Here is a 16,595-nt window from a genome sequence, read left to right on the forward strand (position 1 = left end):
GCTGCTCTGCTTTGATCTGCTCTGCTCTGCTCTGCTTTGATCTGCTCTGCTCTGCTCTGCTTTGATCTGCTCTGCTCTGCTCTGCTTTGATCTGCTCTGCTCTGCTCTGCTTTGATCTGCTCGGCGTTGATGAGCCCTGCGCTGATTGGTTTGGCTTAGCTCTGCTGAACTTTAGTCGGCCTGTTCAACAAGCCTCCGCCTGGCTCCAGCTCGCTCAACCCTGCTGCCTGCGCGCTGTCTTGGCTGAGCTTCCACCGGCATTGCCCACCGAATCAATAGGCCCCTCGGCGCTGCAGAAATGGCGCCGCAGTGCCAGACCGCCCTTGGCTTTGCCTAGGCCACCAACCAATTGTCGGAGGCGGGGTGTGGGTGGGTGTGCGGGACCATATGCCGCCATGGATGGCGGCATATGAGCCCCCATGGATGGGTTCACGGCGGGTCCCGCGCACCCACCCACACCCTGCCCAGCCAGCCATCCCCCAGCCCAAGGCTTCAACGCTTTCAGCCTTTCAAACCCCCAACCCGCGACCGCCAAACACCGTCGCCGATGAACAGCAGCAGCCCGGTCCAGATCGCGGCGAAACCCACCGCCTTCGCCGTATCGAACGGCTCGCGGAAAAAGAACACCCCCAACAGCAGGCCGATACTCGGCGCGATGTACTGCAGGATCCCGACCAGCGACAGCGGAATCCGCTTCACCCCGTACGCAAACCCGATCAACGGCAACGCCGTCACCGCCCCCCCGAAGATCAACAGCGCATCGTTGCGCCAACCCCACCCACTGAAGAACGCCCCGCCGTGCCCATTCTCGCTCCACAGCGCGAACCCGATCGCCGGCAGGAACAGATACAGACTCTCCATCCCAAGGCCGGCCACCGGATCCACCGAGATCATCTTGCGCAGCAGCCCGTACAGCCCGAACGAACAGGCCAGCCCCAGCGCGATCCAGGGCGGCGTTCCCGCATCGACGGTCAGCCATGCCACCCCGAGGGCCGCGCAGGCCACCGCGAGCCACTGCAGGCGGCGCAGGCGCTCTTTCAGCACCACCACGCCGAGCACCACGCTCACCAAGGGGTTGATGAAGTACCCCAGGCTGGTCTCGATCACGTGACCGGCATTGATCGCCCAGATGTACAGACCCCAGTTGAACGCGATCGCCACGCTGCTCAGCGCCAGCGTCGGCAGCGCGCGCGGCTGGGCCGCGATCGCCTTCCACCAGCCCATCCCGTTGCTCAGCAGCAGCCAGGCCACCACCAGCACCGTGCTCCAGATGATGCGGTGCGCGATGATCTGCTGCGACGGCACCGCCTTGAGCAGGTGCCAGTAGACCGGCACCAGGCCCCACAGGGTGAAGGTGAAGGCGGTGATCGCGAAGCCGCGGCGCTGCTCCTGCAGGCTGTGTTGCGCAGGCAGGCTCACTTCGCGCGCGTCCGGGCCAGGGTCAGCACCACCACGCCGGCCAGGATCACCGCCATTGCCAGCAGGTCACGCCCACCGAAATGCTCGTTGCCGATGATCACGCCCAGAATCACCGCGATCACCGGATTGACGTAGGCATAGCTGGCCACCAGCGCCGGACGCACGTTGTGCAGCAGCCACACGTACGCGGTGAAGGCGACGATCGAGCCGAACATGCACAGGTAGGCCACTGCCAGCAGGCCATTCATGCTGGGCCACGTGGTCGGGCGTTCGCCGCTGAGCAGGCCGAGCACGATCAGCATCGCGCCACCGCAGAGCATCTGCCCGGCGGCGGTCATGAACGGGCTGGGCAGGTCCAGGCCGCGCGCCCAGATCGAGCCGAAGGCCCAGCCGATCGGCGCGATCAGCAGCAGGATCAGGCCCTGTGGCGAGGCGGTCAGGCTGCTGCCGGCGTTGAGCCAGACCACGCCGAGGAAGCCGATCGCAATGCCCAGCCACTCGCCGCGGCTGGCGTTCTGCCCGCGCATCGCGCCGAACAGGGCCATCCACAGCGGCACCGAGGCCACGGCGGTCGCGGCCAGGCCCGAGGACACCGTGCGCTCGGCCAGGACCACCATGCCGTTGCCCAGCACCAGCATGGTCAGGCCCATGATCGCCAGGTTGCGCCACTGGCGCCGGGTCGGCGCGGGCGAGCCACGCCAGCGCAGCACGGCGTACATCAGCGAGCCGGCGATGATGAACCGGCCGCCGGAGACCATCGTCAGCGGCAGCGCGCCGCCTTCCAGCGCCAGCCGGATCCCGAGATAGGTGGACCCCCAGACCACGTACACCAGCAGCAGCGCCAGGACGACCAGGCCGCTGCGGGGAGCGGCCGACGGGGATTCGGGTAGGACGGCCATGGGCCACCACGGTGCGGGGGAACCCGAATTCTAGGCGGTTGCCGATGGCGCGGCACCCCTTGTGCTGGCACGCTGATTTCACCGGGCCGCCGCGTGATGCCTGACACGCACCCGTTTTTGACGTGCGGTAAGGTAACAAGAGCCATCAACGCTTCCCAGCCAGGACCCCTACCCTGCATGAGCACTTCCGTCCCCGCCACCGCGGCACACCCCGAACGGGCCGCCCTGCGGCGCTCCATCTCCAACACCCTCAAAGGCTCGGCCGGCAACCTGGTCGAGTGGTATGACGTCTACGTCTACTCGGTCTTCGCGGTGTACTTCGAATCCCAGTTCTTCTCGGCCGCCGACAAGAACTCCACGATGTATGTGTGGGCGATCTTCGCCGCCACCTTCCTGATGCGCCCGATCGGCGCGTGGTACTTCGGCCGCTTCGCCGACCGCTACGGCCGCCGGCTGGCGCTGACGGTGTCGGTCACGGTGATGGCCGCCTGTTCGTTCCTGATCGCGATCACCCCTACCGCCTCGCAGATCGGCATCTGGGCAGCGGTGATCCTGCTGTTCGCGCGCCTCCTGCAGGGCTTCGCGACCGGGGGTGAGTACGGCACCAGTGCGACCTACATGTCCGAGGCCGCCATCCCCGGCCGGCGCGGCTTCCTGTCCTCGTTCCACTACGTCACCCTGGTCGGTGGCCACGTGCTGGCGCAGTTGACCCTGCTGGGCATGCTGACCTTCTGGGACAAGCCGGAGATTTCCGCATGGGGCTGGCGCGTGGCGTTCGGCATCGGCGGCATCGCGGCGATCGTGGTGTTCTGGCTGCGCCGGAGCATGGACGAATCGCTGCAGACCGATTCCATCGAAGCCGCACGCGATGGCCGCGCCAAGGCCTCCGGCTCGATGCGTGAGCTGTTCGTCAACCAGTGGCGTCCGCTGCTGCTGTGCTTCCTGATCACCGCCGGCGGCACCGTCGCGTTCTATACGTATTCGGTCAACGGGCCGAAGATGATCCAGAGCGCGTTCGCGGGCGATGACGTCATGACCGGCACGATGATCAACCTCGGCGTGCTGACCTTCCTGATGGTGCTGCAGCCGATCGGCGGCTGGCTGTCGGACATGGTCGGGCGCAAGAGCCTGCTGGTGTTCTTCGGCATCGGCGGCGTGCTGTACAGCTGGTACCTGATCACCGAACTGCCCAACCAGCACGATCCGTTCATGGCCTTCCTGGTGCTGGGTATCGGCTTCGTGATCCTGACCGGCTACACCTCGATCAACGCCGTGGTCAAAGCCGAGCTGTTCCCCACCCATGTGCGCGCACTGGGCGTGGGCTTCGGCTATGCGATGGCCAACTCGCTGTTCGGTGGCACCGCGCCGCTGCTGTACCAGGGTGCGCTGAAGACCGGCCAGGTCGGCATGTTCGCGGTGTACGTCACGGCGATCATCGCGGTATCGCTGGTGGTCTACATGTTCTTCCTGACCAACAAGGGCCCGAACTGGCTCGATGGCACGCGCAAGTAGGGGACGCGCCATCGCATACGCGCTGACGCCCCACGCTTTGCTGCGCAAATCGCGGGCCCCTTCTTACCAACACCCAGACCCCCGCCGCTACGCGGCCGCCCCCTGACTCAGGGGGCTTTGGTTCTGCTGGCGGATGCGGTGATCCCGCAATCCACCCCTACATCAGCGGCGCGCGGACTCGGTCTTCTCGCGCTCGGCGCGGAATTCGGAGCCTTCTTCCCACTGCGGCCAGCGACGGCTGTTGGCCAGTTCCGCGCCCAGGTCGTAGACCAGCAGGGTGTCGGCAGCGTGGCCGCTCGGGTCCCAGCCCGGGGTCCAGGCATCGCAGGCCTGGTGGTAGCAGGCGGCGAAATACGCATCGCGCAGCTCACGGCCCTTTTCGACGCCACCCTCGCGCATGTCCAGCCCCGGGCCGATGGTGATCGCCGGCACGCCGAGGCGGGCGAAGGCGAAATGGTCGGCGCGGTAGAAGAAGCCGGCTTCCAGGTTCGGATCCGGCGAGTAGGTCCGGCCGCGTGCCTTGGCCACGCGCTCCAGGTCCCCCTCCAGCGAGACCCGGCCGTTGCCCCACGAGGCGATGTCGCGGGTCGGGCCATCCGGGCTGAACATTTCGATGTTGAGCACCGCCGCGGTCTTGTCGAGCGGGGCGAGCGGGTGCGCGGCGTAATAGCTGGCGCCGAGCAGGCCCTTCTCTTCCGCGGTCAACGCCACGAAATACAGCGTGCGCTGCGGCTGCGGGCCGGCAGCGAAGACGCGGCCCAGCTCCAGCACGGTGGCCACGCCGGTGGCGTTGTCGATCGCGCCGCGACGGATGCGGTCGCCCTTGGCATCGGGCTGGCCGATACCGAACGCGTCCCAATGCGCGGAGAAGATCACCGCTTCATCGGCATGCGCGCCACCGGGCAGCTTGGCCACCACGTTGCGGGTGATCACCTGCTCGCGCTTGAGCTTGAAGTCGACCGAGAGCTGCGCATCGCCCAGGGCCACCGGCTTGAAGGCCGGGGTCATGGCGCGGCGCTTCTCGGCCTCGAAATCCAGGCCCGCGTCGCGGAACAACTGCTCGGCCAGGCTGCGCTGCATCCAGCCGCGCACCGGTACGTGCTGGGCCAGGGCCTGCTCGCGGGTGCGTTCGATATCGAACAGCGGCGAGGTGCCCGAGCTCTTTACCGTGGCCCAGCCGTACGCGGCCGGCGCGGTCTCGTGCACGATCAGCACGCCCTGCGCACCGCGGCGTGCGGCCTCCTCGAATTTATAGGTCCAGCGGCCGTAGTAGGTCACGGCCTTGCCATCGAACGCGCCCGGCTGGTCGGCCTCGAAATCGGCGTCATTGATCAGCACCACGGCGATCTTGCCGTGCAGGTCGACGTCCTTGTAATCGTTCCAGTGGCGCTCGGGCGCATCGATGCCGTAGCCGACGAACACCAGCGGTGCGTTCTTGATCGCCACCGCATCCTGCGGACGCAGGCTCTGCAGGGTCACGTCCTCGCCATTGGCCAAGGCGCGCTGCTTGCCCTTCTGGCGCAGCTGCGCGCGCACCGGACCATCGACCTGTGCGCGCACCATCGGTACCGGCTGCACCCAGCCGCCGTCGACGCCACCGGGCTGCAGACCGTACTTCTTGAATTCCTCGATCAGGTACTGGACCGTGCGCTCTTCACCGGGCGTGGCCGGGGCACGGCCTTCGAATTCGTCCGAGGCCAGGATGCGCACATGCCGCGACAGGGCCTGCGGATCGATGCCGCCACCGGGCAGATCATTGGCGGCGTGGGCCAGGCCGCCCACGAACAGGCAGGACGACAGCAGCAGCATGCGCATCGGATTCACGGCAGACACCAGGACGAAAACGGGACACCGGAGTGTAACGTGACACCTCCATGACCGTGCACTAGCGGCGATCGCGATCCAGCCAGCAGGCCAGGCCCTGCGCGTTGAGCTCGATGTCCATCGCCAGCACCCGGGTCACCGCTTCGTCATCCAGCGGGCAACCGTGAGCCTGCGCGCGTTCGAGGTACAGCGCGGTCAGCGCCGCCACCAGGCAGCGATGCCGGTCCGGGCGACCATCGCATTGGCGACCGATCTCGACCATCGCATCGATCTGCTCGACGAGATCCGCCGCCAGTTTCCGCGGCGGTGCCACGGGCCCGTAGTGGGTCAGGTACATGGCCTGCGGATCGTAGGCCAGCATCTTCGCGATCGACTGCTTCAGCGGCTCCGGATCGAACTGGACAGGCGAAGAGGTCGGCACGATGAAGGCGCCCTGTGCGCTGTCCAGCTCGCGGTAGGACAGCCCGAAGGTGTCGCCGGTGAACCAGCTGCGGCTGCGTGCATCCCACACGCACAGGTGATGGCGCGCGTGTCCGGGGGTATCGATGCACAGCAGTGCGCGCCCGGCCAGATCCACGGTGTGGCCATCCTCGGCAATCACCACGCGCGCGGCGGGCACCGGCAGCACCGGGCCATAACTGCGTGCGATCTCGGCTTCGCCATAGACCTCGGTGGCCCCGGCAATCAGGCGGGTCGGATCGACCATGTGCGGCGCGCCGCGCGGATGCACGACCAGGGTGGCATTGGGCAGCTGCTGCATCAGCAGGCCGGCACCGCCGGCATGATCCAGATGCACGTGGGTCAGGATCAGCCAATCGACCTGTTCCGGCACGCAGCCGGCGCGCGTCAATGCGGCGAGCATCGCGGGCACGGCCAGGCCGGTACCGCAATCGATGAAGGCCGCCCGGCCGTTCTCGACGATCAGGTAGGCCGCGTCGAAATCATCGCGCTGGAACGCGGTGTCGATCGTATGAATGCTGGGGTCGGAGTGCATCAACACATCCCTGGCACGAAACGCCCCCATCTTACGTCGATCAGTGCAGTGGCTTCGATGCGGCTTTGGTCGCAGTGGCGGCCAGCAGCGGTCCGCGCAGCAGCACCGCAGCGACCATCACCGCCAGGAACGCACCGTAGGCATAAAGCACCGCCAGTACCTGCCGCCAGATCGGCCCGGCATCGTTCTGGACCACGCCGATGTGGTGGCCCCACAGCATCGCCACGATGCTCAGCACGAAGGCAAGGACCAGCGCGGCGCCATCGAACAGGCGGCGCGCGGTGCCACGCGGCTGGCGCGGGAACAGCCAGTACAGCGTGCCCAGCAGCACGAACCAGGGCAGGAACAACAACAACGACAACCAGGCCATCGCAGTCTCCCGTGCAGGAACACGCCCCTGCGGCGTGCAGGGGCATCATGCCATAGCGGTTCCATCGACCCACGGTCGATGCCTGCGTGATGGGGCGTTCGCCTGGTTGCCGGCCAGCGGCCGGCACTACGTGATGCTGCGGTCACCTGGTCGCCGGGCAGCGGCAGGCGTTACCCGCGCAGCGCCTGGAGTGCAGCCAGCACCACGTCGACCTCGGCCTCGAGCTTGAACAGCTCGCTCTGCAGCCCGTCGCCATGTTCGGTCTGCTTGAGCACGCCGATCAGCTGGCCGGCATCGCGCGGCGAATCGAAGCCTTCGCTCTGGATCAGCGGCGTGCCGTCACCGGCCTGCAGCTTGAAGTAGAAACGGCCGTCCTTCTCGCGGTACTGCTTGAACAGCGGCGGTGCGGCGCGCACGGCCTCGCTTTCCTCGCTGGGCACGTCACCGGCGGTGGACAGATCGCGCAGGCCGACCGCATGGCGCAGCTCCTTGAGCAGCGGCACGGCGAACTGCTCGCGCAGTTGCTGGCCACGACGGCGCAGCAGCGCCTCGATCTTTTCCGGCTCGGCCATCAGCGCGTCATAGCGCTCGCGCAGCGGGGTGATCTCGCTGTCGATGCGCTCGAACAGCTGCTGCTTGGCATCGCCCCAGCTGATGCCGTCGGCGAAGGCCTGCGCGAACGCAGCGGTCTGTTCCGGGGTGGCGAAGGCCTGGTACATCTGGAACAGCGCCGAGCCTTCGGTGCTCTTCGGCTCGCCGGGCGCGCGCGAATCGGTGAGGATCGCGAACACCAGCTTCTTCAGCTCCGCGCGCGGGGCGAACAGCGGGATGGTGTTGTGATAGCTCTTGCTCATCTTGCGGCCATCCAGGCCCGCGAGCGTGGCGACCTGCTCATCGATCACCACCTCCGGCAGCGGGAAGAATTCCTGGCCGTAGACGTGGTTGAAACGCTGGGCGAAGTCGCGCGCCATCTCGATATGCTGGATCTGGTCGCGGCCGACCGGCACGCGGTTGGCCTTGAAGATCAGGATGTCAGCCGCCATCAGCACCGGGTACATGAACAACCCCGCGCTGACCCCGGCGTCATCATCCAACTGCTCCTCGCGGTTCTTGTCCACGGCCGCCTTGTAGGCATGCGCGCGGTTGAGGATGCCCTTGCTGGCGATCACGGTCAGGAACCACATCAGCTCGGTGGTTTCCGGGATGTCGCTCTGCCGGTAGAACCACACCTTGTCCGGATCCAGCCCGCACGCCAGCCAGCTCGCCGCGATCTCCAGCGTGGAGCGCTGGGTGCGCTCCGGCTCCTGCGCCTTGATCAGGCTGTGCAGGTCGGCCAGGAAGAAGAAGCTCTCGATATCCGAGGCCTGGCTGGCGGTGATCGCCGGACGGATGGCGCCGACGTAGTTGCCCAGGTGGGGCGTGCCGGAGGGGGTGATGCCGGTAAGGACGCGGGTAGTCATGGGGGAATCAATGCGGACAGATGAACCGCCCTAGTTTACCTGCCCGCGCTCGACCCCGTTGGCCCGGCCCGTGCGTTTGATCCTGCACCTGCCCTGCGGAGCCCTGCCATGAAACGCCTGATCCTGCCCCTGCTTGCCGTGCTGGCCCTGTGCGGCTTCAAGCCGGCGCCCTCTCTGCGCTACGACACCGGGCCCGTCCACCTGACCGTGATCGACCGCGACAGCGGCCAGGCCCTCACCCAGTACCGCCAGGGCAGCGAGCGCTGGGTGGCAGGGCAGCAGGGCCATCGCTACAGCGTGCGCCTGCGCAACGGCAGCGCCGAGCGGGTGCTGGTCGTGCTCTCGGTCGATGGCCTGAATGCCATCAGCGGCGAGGTGGCTGCCCCCGGCCAGACCGGCTATGTGCTCAACCCGTGGCAAACCACCGATATCCACGGCTGGCGCAAATCTTCCGACGAGGTCGCCCAGTTCGTGTTCACCGATCCGGACCGCAGCTATGCGGCCCGTACCGGGCGCCCGGACAACATCGGGGTGATCGGCGTGGCGGTCTTCCACGAAGCCGGGCGGGTGTCCTGGGAAGCGGCGCCCGCGGTGGCCGGCGCGGCCGATGCCAAGGCACGCCCGCAGGCGCGCGCAGCGACGATGGAGAGCGCACGCGTGACCGGCTCCTCGGCACCCGCCCCCCAACTGGGCACCGGCCATGGCCAGCGCGAGGCATCGCGCGTGCGCAACACCGCCTTCGAGCGCGCCACGGCGGCTCCTGCACAGCAGCTGCAGGTCCGCTACGACAGTGAGCGCAACCTGAGAGCACGCGGGATCCTTCCACGGCGGAGCACGCCGCCGCGCGACGAGCCGCAGGCCTTCCCCGGCCAGTACGTGCCGGACCCGCCGCCGTACCGCGATCGCTGATCCCGGACCAAGCACATGAAAAAACGGGCCGCTCTCGCGGCCCGTTCCGGTTTCAACCCCCGACGGCAGCGCCGTCGCGACGGATCACAAATCAGTGGTAATCCGGATAATCCTTGCGCATGGCCGCTTCGAAGTCGCGGACTTCGGTTTCAGCACGGTCGCGTGCCCAGCCATAGCGTTCCTGCAGGCGTCCTGCGAGGTACTCGGCATTGCCCTCGGCCACCTTGAAATCGTCGTCGGTCAGGTCGCCCCACTTGGCCTGCGCCTTGCCCTTGAGCTGCGTCCACTTGCCGGAAATGATGTCTTTGTTCATGGGTTCGCTTCCTTGATTGCAACGGCCATCTCGCCGTGGGACCAGATTGCGCCACCGCGCGTTGCCGCACGGTCAAGCGGCGATGAAACGCATGCTCACGAGCTTGAATGATTCACTACGGCATCCGTCCGCACTGTCATCCCGCGGACATGAAAAAGGCCGGGAATTCCCGGCCTTTTTCGTTGACTGCTGATCCGCGGATCAGTTGCCCTTGGCAGCGTCTTCGACCGATTCACCGGCCTTCTGCACGTCCTTGCCTGCACCAGCAACGGTGTTGCAGCCGGACAGCATGGCCACCGAGAACATCGACAACAGCATCAGTGCGATAACACGCTTCATGGGGTTCTCCTGGTTGTTCAAATTCAATACCGAAATCCGGTCCCGCCTGTCAGGAGAGCACGCCAGCGCAGCTCCCCTTCCTGACCTGCAGTGCCGTGGGTCGAAACACACGGCGCCGCGTGACGTGCAATCTGGCTGGAGCGGCGTGCAGCGGATGTGAATGCAGGAAAACGCTGTTCAGCCAGAAGTTCTCAATCGCGCATCAGCGTCGATTTGCCGAACAGGCTTTCGACCAGATCCACCGCCAGTTCGGCCGTGGCATTGCGGTTGTCCAGCAGCGGATTCAGCTCGACGATGTCCAGCGAGCCCATGCGCCCGGTGTCGGCGATCATCTCCATCACCAGCTGCGCCTCGCGGTAGTTGACCCCGCCCGGCACCGTGGTGCCCACGCCCGGCGCGATGCTGGGATCCAGGAAGTCCACGTCGAAGCTGACATGCAGGTGGGTGTTGGCATCGATGCCGGCCAGCGCCGCTTCCATGGTGCGCTTCATGCCGGCTTCGTCGATGTAGCGCATGTCGTAGACATCGACCTGGTGCTGCTTGATCAGGCGCTTCTCCTCCTGGTCCACCGAGCGGATGCCGATCTGGTGCACCTGCTGCGGGCGGATCGCCGGGGCGTCGCCGCCGAGCCGGGTCAACGCATCGGGGCCAAGCCCGCACAGGCAGGCCACCGGCATGCCGTGCACATTGCCCGACGGGGTGACCTCGCTGGTGTTGAAGTCCGAATGCGCGTCCAGCCAGAGCACGCGCAGGTCCTTCCCCTGCTCTCGGCACCAGCGCGCGACCGCGGTGATCGAGCCGATGCCCAGGCAGTGGTCGCCGCCGAGCATGATCGGCATGCGGCCGGCCTGCAGTTCGGTGTAGGTGGCGTCCATCAGCGCGCGGTTCCAGGCGACCACCTCGTCGAGATGGCGATAGCCCTGCACCGGTGCCGTCCATGGATTGCGCGGACCGTCCAGGTTGCCGAGATCGCGCACCTCCACGCCCCGCGCGATCAGCGCATCACCCAGGCCCGCGATGCGCAGGGCGTCCGGTCCCAGACCCGCGCCACGGTGGCCCGCCCCGATGTCGGTGGGCACGCCAATCAGGGAAACCGGGGAATACATCGCCATCGCTGTTGCCTCCATTGCAAAGAGGAACAGCATAGCCAGCGCGAGGTGATACGACTCGCGGCGCTGCAGCAGCCGTCATCGACCGTGCAGCAATGGTGCCGGCACCCGGATTCGAACTGGGGACCTACCGCTTACAAGGCGGTTGCTCTACCAACTGAGCTATGCCGGCATCGGCATCGCGGCGGGACGACCCGTCGCGGAGCCGGGATTCTAGCGCACGCGCGCGCATTCCAGCGAGCGCTGCTGGGCTGCGCCGCTACGCTGGCGTGCCGCGGCGGCCTCTGTACCCGCTGCCAGGGTCGCATCCAGCCACCACTGCGCGCTGCCATCGCCACCGCTGGCGACCATTTTCGCCTTGAAACCGGCCGCACTCAGCGCCGCCAGGCGGCGATCCGCGCCTTCCCGGTTGCGGTACTGGCCCAGCGCGATGGCATGGGTCTCCTCGCCCTGGGCAATGATGTAGTAATCGCTCACCCCGGCCGCAACGATGCGCTTGACCGTGGCCTGCGCCTCTTCCCGGCTGGCGGCGGGCGGCAGCAGCACCCGGTAACGGGTGGCGCCGGCATCGGCGACCTCACGCAGCCGGGCCGCGCGCAGGGCACTCCCGGCGCGGGACTGGGCGGCCTGGGCCGTCGCGCGGTCGGCGAAGGGCCCCAGGCTGACGCATTGGGCAGGCGCGGTCGGTGGCGGGACCGGTGCAGGTGGGGCGACCGCCGGGGCGGCAGTAGCGGGGGCGACAGCAGTAGCTGCAGGCGTGGGCGCGGGCGTGGCAGCCACGGCGGTGGGCGGCACTTCGGGGGTCACCGGCGGCTGCGCCACCGGCGCCGCAGCCGGGGCCGACGCCGGCGTCACGTCCTGCAGCGCGGGCGCGTTGTTCGTCGGTATCGCCGCCGCGGGGGGCGCCTGCGTGGGCGGCAGCACTTCCAGCTGCGCTACGCCGACCGGCGAGGCCGGGGGTTCGCTGACTGGTTCGCCGCGCAGCAGCCACCACAGCGCGACACCGAGGTTGAGGATGACCAGGACGACGATCAGGGCACGGGTGAGCATCGGCTGATCCTAGCCTGCCGACGGCGGTTGATGCACGGCCCAGCGGGCCAGCCCGTCGAGCACCAGCGCAGGCTGGAATTCGGCATGGCCGAGCAGCGGCAGCAGGGCGGGTGCACCGCCCCCGTGGACCAGCAGGTGCGGCAGCGTGCCGAGCCGTTCGCCACCCTGTACGCGGCTGCGTTCGATCAGCGCCACCGCTGCACCATCGCAGCCGGACGCCAGCGCATCGGCGGTGTCATTGGCGAACTCGCTGTAGTCGCCGCCGGCCGCGGGCAGCTGCACCGCCCGCGCATGCAGCGCTTCGCGCATGGTGGTCGGCGAGGCCGAGATGCGGCCGCCGTGGTGCTGGCCATCGGCATCGAGCAGATCGATGGTCAGCGCGGTGCCCACGCCGGCGATCAACACAGCCTGGCCCCGCGCCGCCACGGCCAGCAGCGCCAGGTAACGGTCCACGCCGAAGCGGCCGGGATCGGCATAGGCGATCCGCACTCCGGCGTACTCTGCTTCGGTGCGCGCCACGCGCACATGGCGGAAGCGCGCCTGCAGCACATCCAGCATGGCGGCGGTCAGCGAGGGCGCTGCGACGCTGGCGACATAGGCGGTGTCGCCCGACGGCAGCGCATCCAGTGCCGCGGCGGGCATCGCTTCGGCGCCATGCGGCCATGCCTGCACATCGCCCGCGCGCACGCCCTGCAGCGGGGCGAACTTGAAGCGCGAATTGCCCAGATCAAACAACCAGTCGCTCATTGCGCCCTCACGCTGACTTCGCCCGCATGGAAAACCCGTTCGCTGCCGTCGATGCGCACGCGCAACGCTCCGTCGTCGGCCAGACCCAGCGCCGTGCCGGCGAACAGCACGCCGCCTTCTTCCACCTGCACCTCGCGCCCGGCCAGGCTGTCCAACGCGGCATACCGCGCGAGGAACGGCGCCAGGCCGTCCTGCTCGAACGCGTCCAATGCCGGCAGCAGGACCGCGAGGATGCGTGCGACCACCGCGTTGCGCGACGTCTGCGCGCCGGACAGCGTGTCCAGATCGGTCCAGGGCTGGGTGATCTCCGCGGCGAACGCGGGGGGCATGCGCACGTTGACGCCCAGGCCGATCACCGCACGCGCGGGGCCGGCGAACTCACCGCCGCCCTCGATCAACAGGCCGCCGAGTTTGTGCCCCTCGACGACAAGGTCATTCGGCCACTTCAGCGCGACATCCCGGAAGCCCGCCTCGCGCAGCGCCTCGGCTACCGCGACCCCGGCGACCAGACTCAGCCCGCCCAACCGCGACAGGCCACCGGCAAAGCCACGCAGCACGGAGAGATAGATGTGCGCCGCCAGCGGCGAGGCCCAGGCCCGTCCGCGGCGCCCGCGGCCACGGGTCTGGCGCTCGGCCAGCAGGACCATCGTCCCGCGCTCCGGCGCGCTGCAGCGCAGCAATTCACTGTTCGTTGACGCCACCGACCAGGCCACCTGCAGGGAAGCGAGCTGGCGCGCGGCCGGGGCTGGCAGCGCGGCCTGGATCGCGTCGGCGTCCAGCAGTTCCAGTGGCTGCTGCAACTGGTAGCCGTCACCGGCGCGCCCGTCGATATCGACGCCCGCTGCCCTAAGTCCTTGAATCCGCTTCCAAATCGCGGCACGGGTCTGGCCCAGTTCGCGCGCCAGCGCGTCGCCGGACAGGCGCCCGGCGCCCAGTTTGGCCAGCAGTTGGCGGTCGTCCACGGCAGCTTCCATCGGGTAAACGGGAAAAGTATGCGGGAAAGCCGCCGCCAGCGCCCGCCCGGGGCCTTCCAATCCCCCGGCGGAATCGGGCTAGAATCGAGAACTTCACCCGCCGCTGGATGTTGACGATGCGCCCGTTCGCCCATTGCCTGCTCCTCCTGATGGCCCCGCTGGCCGCGCATGCTTCCGATGCGCTCACCACGGCGGGTCGCGGCGCGTGTGTCTATTCGCCCAGTGAAAGCGAGCGCAGTGCGCCTGCATCGGCATCGGCGTCCGCCGCACCCGCCACGGTCAAGCCCAGCGCCGGCAGCGGGACCAGCACCGGCGGCGGCGGCGATGAGGACGTGTTGCCGCGCCTGCGCGCGCCGAAGTGGCACAGCTTCCTGCCGGGTATGTTCCGCTGATCGAACGACTGTTGGGCTGGCTGCGACGCACGCCACGCGAGATCGACCCCACCCTCTGGGACACCACCTGCCACCGCGCCGCCTGGCTGCGGCAGCTGGATGCTGCCCGCCGCGAACGCCTGCGCGCCCTCGCCGCCCGCTTCCTGCACGAGAAAACCATCAGCCCGGCCGCCGGACTGCAGCTGGACGCCGCCGATGGGGTGCTGCTGGCCGCGTTGTGCTGCCTGCCGCTGCTGGAGCTGGGTGAGGTCGGCCTGCGCGGCTGGTCGCAGCTCATCGTCTATCCCGACGCGTTCCGCGTGCACCGCAGCCAGGTGGATGCCGCCGGCGTGCTGCACGAATGGGACGATGCGCTGATCGGCGAATCCTGGGACAGCGGCCCGCTGATCCTGTCGTGGGCCGACATCCAGGCCGACATCGCCGATCCCGAGGCCGGGTTCTGCGTGGCGGTACATGAGATGGCGCACAAGATCGATGCGCTGGACGGCGCGATCGACGGCACGCCGCCGTTGCCACGTGCGTGGCAGAAACAGTGGGCGGCGGATTTCCAGCAGGCCTATGACGCGTTCTACGCTGTTGTGGACCAGGGTCGGGAAACGCAGATCGATCCGTATGCGTCCGAGGCGCCGGAGGAGTTCTTCGCGGTGGTCAGCGAGTACCACTTCTCCGCACCGGCGCTGCTGGCCCGCGAGATGCCGGCGGTGGCTGGGCATCTGCAGCGGTTCTATGGTCCGTCGCCGCTGATGCGGTGAGGTGCGCCACGACCAACGGTCGTGGGCTACCTGTCCCGTGGGAATGCCGGGGTACGGGCCATCGGTAGGTACCGACCGTTGGTCGGTACGGCCTTCAAGGCCCCGGCGGCAACTTCACTTCGAAGCGTGCACCACCCAGCTCCGGCGAACGCTTCACCTGCAGCTCGCCGCGGTAATCCTTGATCAGATCCTGCACGATCGACAGACCGATGCCGTGGCCCTGCACGCGCTCGTCGCCACGCACGCCACGCTGCAGCACCTTGGCGATGTCCTCCGGTGCGATGCCCGGGCCATCGTCATCCACCGACAGCACCAGGCCGGCGCGACGCGCACCCGGTGCAGGCAACGGATGCGCGGTCAGCAGCACGCGGCGCTTGGCCCACTTGAACGCATTCTCCAGCAGGTTGCCGAGCAGTTCCTGCAGATCGCCGGGCTCGCCATGGAAACGCGCGGCCGGATCGATGTCGAACTCGCACAGCACGCCCTTGGAGGCATAGACCTTTTCCAGGCCACGCACGATCTCTTCGGCGTTGGACTCGATCGGCAGCGGGGCGGAGAACAGCTTGTGGCCGGACGACGCCGCGCGCGCCAGCTGGTAGGACACCAGGTTGTTCATGCGTCGCAGCTGCACGTCGAATTCTTCGCGCAGATCCTCGTCGCGTGCGCCGCTGTCGAGCTGCGTGCGCAGCACCGCGAGCGGTGTCTTCAGGCTGTGCGCGAGATCGGCCAGGGTGTTGCGCTGGCGCTCGAGGTTTTCGCGCTCGCTCTCGATGAAGGCGTTGATGCTGTCGGTCAGCGGCTCAAGCTCGCGCGGATGGCGTTCGCTCATGCGCTCGGTTTCACCGCGCTGGACCTTGGTCAGTTCGTTGATCACGCGCCGCATCGGGCGCAGGCTCCACTGCAGAATGACCGTCTGCAGCAGCAGCAGGATCAGACCGATGCCGCCGAGGTAGAACCACACCCGCCCGCGGAACACGCGCAGCTGTGCGCCGAGCGCGCGTGAGTCTTCGAGCACGTAGATCGTGTACGGGAATTCGGTGGCCGGGTCGGCGTCGGCATCCCAGACCAGGCCCATGCCATAGCGGTAGGCCGAGCCCTCGCTGCCGTCGATCTGGATCATCGGCAACGGGCCTTCGAAGACTTCCTGGCGCGGGGCCAGCATGCCGCCGCCTTCGGTCGGCAGCATCGGGCCTTCGGCGGACATGGAGTTGCCCTTGCCGTCGGGCATCACGACCTGCAGATAGAGGCCGCTGCCGGGAACGTCGAAGCGCGGATCCGGCGGCTGCTCGCGGATGTACAGCGAGCGGTCGCGGGTGAAATCGATGCCGGCCGCATACGCGGTGGCGTAGTTCTTCAGCCGCTCGCGCAGGTTGGCCTTCGCGGTATCGGCGAAGGCGGCATCCAGCGCGTAGCCGGCCAGGGCCAGGAAGGCCACCAGGCCCACCGAGGCGGCCAACAGCTGGCGCGCCTGCAGTGAGCGCGGCCGCCAGCGTTTAAAGAACCACAGACGGCCGGACATCATCTATCGCCAG

Annotated in this window: 17 protein-coding genes and 1 tRNA gene; 4 read left to right on the plus strand and 14 right to left on the minus strand. The window is 68.0% G+C overall.

The genetic code is table 11. The features are described from left to right. Positions 1-501 precede the first annotated feature (501 nt). Positions 502-1,419: an EamA family transporter RarD gene (gene rarD, locus HDC96_RS13540; RefSeq protein ID WP_179460464.1), complete on the minus strand. Its 918-nt coding sequence runs from the start codon at positions 1,417-1,419 to the stop codon at positions 502-504. Continuing rightward, on the minus strand, positions 1,416-2,318 hold the full coding sequence (gene yedA / locus HDC96_RS13545) for a drug/metabolite exporter YedA (protein WP_179460465.1): 903 nt from the start codon (positions 2,316-2,318) through the stop codon (positions 1,416-1,418). Before yedA ends, rarD begins: the two co-directional genes overlap by 4 nt. 177 nt (positions 2,319-2,495) lie before the next feature. Between yedA and HDC96_RS13550 the strand changes: the two genes are divergently transcribed. Next, positions 2,496-3,830, plus strand: coding sequence for an MFS transporter (locus HDC96_RS13550; protein WP_176990148.1), 1,335 nt, complete (start codon positions 2,496-2,498; stop codon positions 3,828-3,830). A 162-nt stretch (positions 3,831-3,992) separates the two neighbouring features. Here the strand turns inward: HDC96_RS13550 and HDC96_RS13555 are convergent, their stop codons facing one another. The 4 genes from HDC96_RS13555 to HDC96_RS13570 all read right to left on the minus strand — a co-directional run bounded on the left by HDC96_RS13555 (position 3,993) and on the right by HDC96_RS13570 (position 8,478). Beyond that, positions 3,993-5,645 (minus strand): M28 family metallopeptidase, encoded by a 1,653-nt coding sequence (locus HDC96_RS13555; protein WP_179460704.1) that lies wholly within the window; start codon positions 5,643-5,645, stop codon positions 3,993-3,995. 70 nt (positions 5,646-5,715) lie between these two features. Continuing rightward, positions 5,716-6,648: an MBL fold metallo-hydrolase gene (locus HDC96_RS13560; RefSeq protein ID WP_179460466.1), complete on the minus strand. Its 933-nt coding sequence runs from the start codon at positions 6,646-6,648 to the stop codon at positions 5,716-5,718. 40 nt (positions 6,649-6,688) lie between these two features. Next, positions 6,689-7,018: a hypothetical protein gene (locus HDC96_RS13565; protein ID WP_179460467.1), complete on the minus strand. Its 330-nt coding sequence runs from the start codon at positions 7,016-7,018 to the stop codon at positions 6,689-6,691. 170 nt (positions 7,019-7,188) lie between these two features. After that, positions 7,189-8,478 carry a tryptophan--tRNA ligase gene (locus HDC96_RS13570; protein ID WP_179460468.1) on the minus strand — a complete coding sequence of 430 codons (1,290 nt, stop codon included), beginning with the start codon at positions 8,476-8,478 and terminating at the stop codon, positions 7,189-7,191. Positions 8,479-8,586: 108 nt separating this feature from the next. Between HDC96_RS13570 and HDC96_RS13575 the strand changes: the two genes are divergently transcribed. Further along, positions 8,587-9,387 (plus strand): hypothetical protein, encoded by an 801-nt coding sequence (locus HDC96_RS13575; protein ID WP_179460469.1) that lies wholly within the window; start codon positions 8,587-8,589, stop codon positions 9,385-9,387. Positions 9,388-9,478: 91 nt separating this feature from the next. Here HDC96_RS13575 and HDC96_RS13580 read toward each other — a convergent pair whose 3' ends face one another. The 7 genes from HDC96_RS13580 to birA form a co-directional block, all read right to left on the minus strand. Then, complete coding sequence (locus tag HDC96_RS13580) at positions 9,479-9,700, minus strand: CsbD family protein (RefSeq protein ID WP_019185523.1); 222 nt, start codon at positions 9,698-9,700, stop codon at positions 9,479-9,481. Positions 9,701-9,901: 201 nt separating this feature from the next. After that, positions 9,902-10,039, minus strand: a complete 138-nt coding sequence (locus HDC96_RS13585) for an entericidin A/B family lipoprotein (RefSeq protein WP_123731139.1) — start codon at positions 10,037-10,039, stop codon at positions 9,902-9,904. Between the two features lie 191 nt (positions 10,040-10,230). Next, positions 10,231-11,151, minus strand: a complete 921-nt coding sequence (gene rocF / locus HDC96_RS13590; RefSeq protein ID WP_179460470.1) for an arginase — start codon at positions 11,149-11,151, stop codon at positions 10,231-10,233. A gap of 93 nt (positions 11,152-11,244) precedes the next feature. Continuing rightward, positions 11,245-11,320, minus strand: a tRNA-Thr gene (locus HDC96_RS13595). Between the two features lie 41 nt (positions 11,321-11,361). Further along, positions 11,362-12,198, minus strand: coding sequence for an SPOR domain-containing protein (locus tag HDC96_RS13600; protein WP_179460471.1), 837 nt, complete (start codon positions 12,196-12,198; stop codon positions 11,362-11,364). Positions 12,199-12,207: 9 nt separating this feature from the next. Continuing rightward, positions 12,208-12,945 (minus strand): type III pantothenate kinase, encoded by a 738-nt coding sequence (locus HDC96_RS13605; protein WP_179460472.1) that lies wholly within the window; start codon positions 12,943-12,945, stop codon positions 12,208-12,210. Continuing rightward, entirely contained in the window at positions 12,942-13,907 is a 966-nt protein-coding gene (gene birA, locus HDC96_RS13610; RefSeq protein ID WP_179460473.1) for a bifunctional biotin--[acetyl-CoA-carboxylase] ligase/biotin operon repressor BirA, read from the minus strand. Before birA ends, HDC96_RS13605 begins: the two co-directional genes overlap by 4 nt. Positions 13,908-14,035: 128 nt before the next feature. Here birA and HDC96_RS13615 point away from each other — a divergent pair, with 128 nt between their 5' ends. Together HDC96_RS13615 and HDC96_RS13620 are read left to right on the plus strand one after the other, a co-directional pair. After that, on the plus strand, positions 14,036-14,311 hold the full coding sequence (locus HDC96_RS13615; protein WP_179460474.1) for a hypothetical protein: 276 nt from the start codon (positions 14,036-14,038) through the stop codon (positions 14,309-14,311). Further along, entirely contained in the window at positions 14,278-15,063 is a 786-nt protein-coding gene (locus HDC96_RS13620) for a M90 family metallopeptidase (protein WP_179460475.1), read from the plus strand. The genes HDC96_RS13615 and HDC96_RS13620 overlap by 34 nt, the downstream gene beginning before the upstream one ends. A gap of 94 nt (positions 15,064-15,157) precedes the next feature. On the opposite strand, the gene HDC96_RS13625 is transcribed toward HDC96_RS13620, so the two are convergent. Continuing rightward, positions 15,158-16,582: a sensor histidine kinase gene (locus tag HDC96_RS13625; RefSeq protein ID WP_176990159.1), complete on the minus strand. Its 1,425-nt coding sequence runs from the start codon at positions 16,580-16,582 to the stop codon at positions 15,158-15,160. Between the last annotated feature and the right edge of the window lie 13 nt (positions 16,583-16,595).

It is taken from the genome of Stenotrophomonas sp. JAI102 (genome assembly GCF_013409105.1).
Lineage (GTDB): Bacteria > Pseudomonadota > Gammaproteobacteria > Xanthomonadales > Xanthomonadaceae > Stenotrophomonas > Stenotrophomonas maltophilia_AA.

What these genes read in the sequence shown, in the direction of transcription:
- yedA (WP_179460465.1), bottom strand. Translation starts at nt 2,318, where the DNA reads ATGGCCGTCCTACCCGAATCCCCGTCGGCCGCTCCCCGCAGCGGCCTG.
- HDC96_RS13550 (WP_176990148.1), top strand. Translation starts at nt 2,496, where the DNA reads ATGAGCACTTCCGTCCCCGCCACCGCGGCACACCCCGAACGGGCCGCC.
- HDC96_RS13555 (WP_179460704.1), bottom strand. Translation starts at nt 5,645, where the DNA reads ATGCGCATGCTGCTGCTGTCGTCCTGCCTGTTCGTGGGCGGCCTGGCC.
- HDC96_RS13560 (WP_179460466.1), bottom strand. Translation starts at nt 6,648, where the DNA reads ATGCACTCCGACCCCAGCATTCATACGATCGACACCGCGTTCCAGCGC.
- HDC96_RS13565 (WP_179460467.1), bottom strand. Translation starts at nt 7,018, where the DNA reads ATGGCCTGGTTGTCGTTGTTGTTGTTCCTGCCCTGGTTCGTGCTGCTG.
- HDC96_RS13570 (WP_179460468.1), bottom strand. Translation starts at nt 8,478, where the DNA reads ATGACTACCCGCGTCCTTACCGGCATCACCCCCTCCGGCACGCCCCAC.
- HDC96_RS13575 (WP_179460469.1), top strand. Translation starts at nt 8,587, where the DNA reads ATGAAACGCCTGATCCTGCCCCTGCTTGCCGTGCTGGCCCTGTGCGGC.
- HDC96_RS13580 (WP_019185523.1), bottom strand. Translation starts at nt 9,700, where the DNA reads ATGAACAAAGACATCATTTCCGGCAAGTGGACGCAGCTCAAGGGCAAG.
- HDC96_RS13585 (WP_123731139.1), bottom strand. Translation starts at nt 10,039, where the DNA reads ATGAAGCGTGTTATCGCACTGATGCTGTTGTCGATGTTCTCGGTGGCC.
- rocF (WP_179460470.1), bottom strand. Translation starts at nt 11,151, where the DNA reads ATGGCGATGTATTCCCCGGTTTCCCTGATTGGCGTGCCCACCGACATC.
- HDC96_RS13600 (WP_179460471.1), bottom strand. Translation starts at nt 12,198, where the DNA reads ATGCTCACCCGTGCCCTGATCGTCGTCCTGGTCATCCTCAACCTCGGT.
- HDC96_RS13605 (WP_179460472.1), bottom strand. Translation starts at nt 12,945, where the DNA reads ATGAGCGACTGGTTGTTTGATCTGGGCAATTCGCGCTTCAAGTTCGCC.
- HDC96_RS13615 (WP_179460474.1), top strand. Translation starts at nt 14,036, where the DNA reads ATGCGCCCGTTCGCCCATTGCCTGCTCCTCCTGATGGCCCCGCTGGCC.
- HDC96_RS13625 (WP_176990159.1), bottom strand. Translation starts at nt 16,582, where the DNA reads ATGTCCGGCCGTCTGTGGTTCTTTAAACGCTGGCGGCCGCGCTCACTG.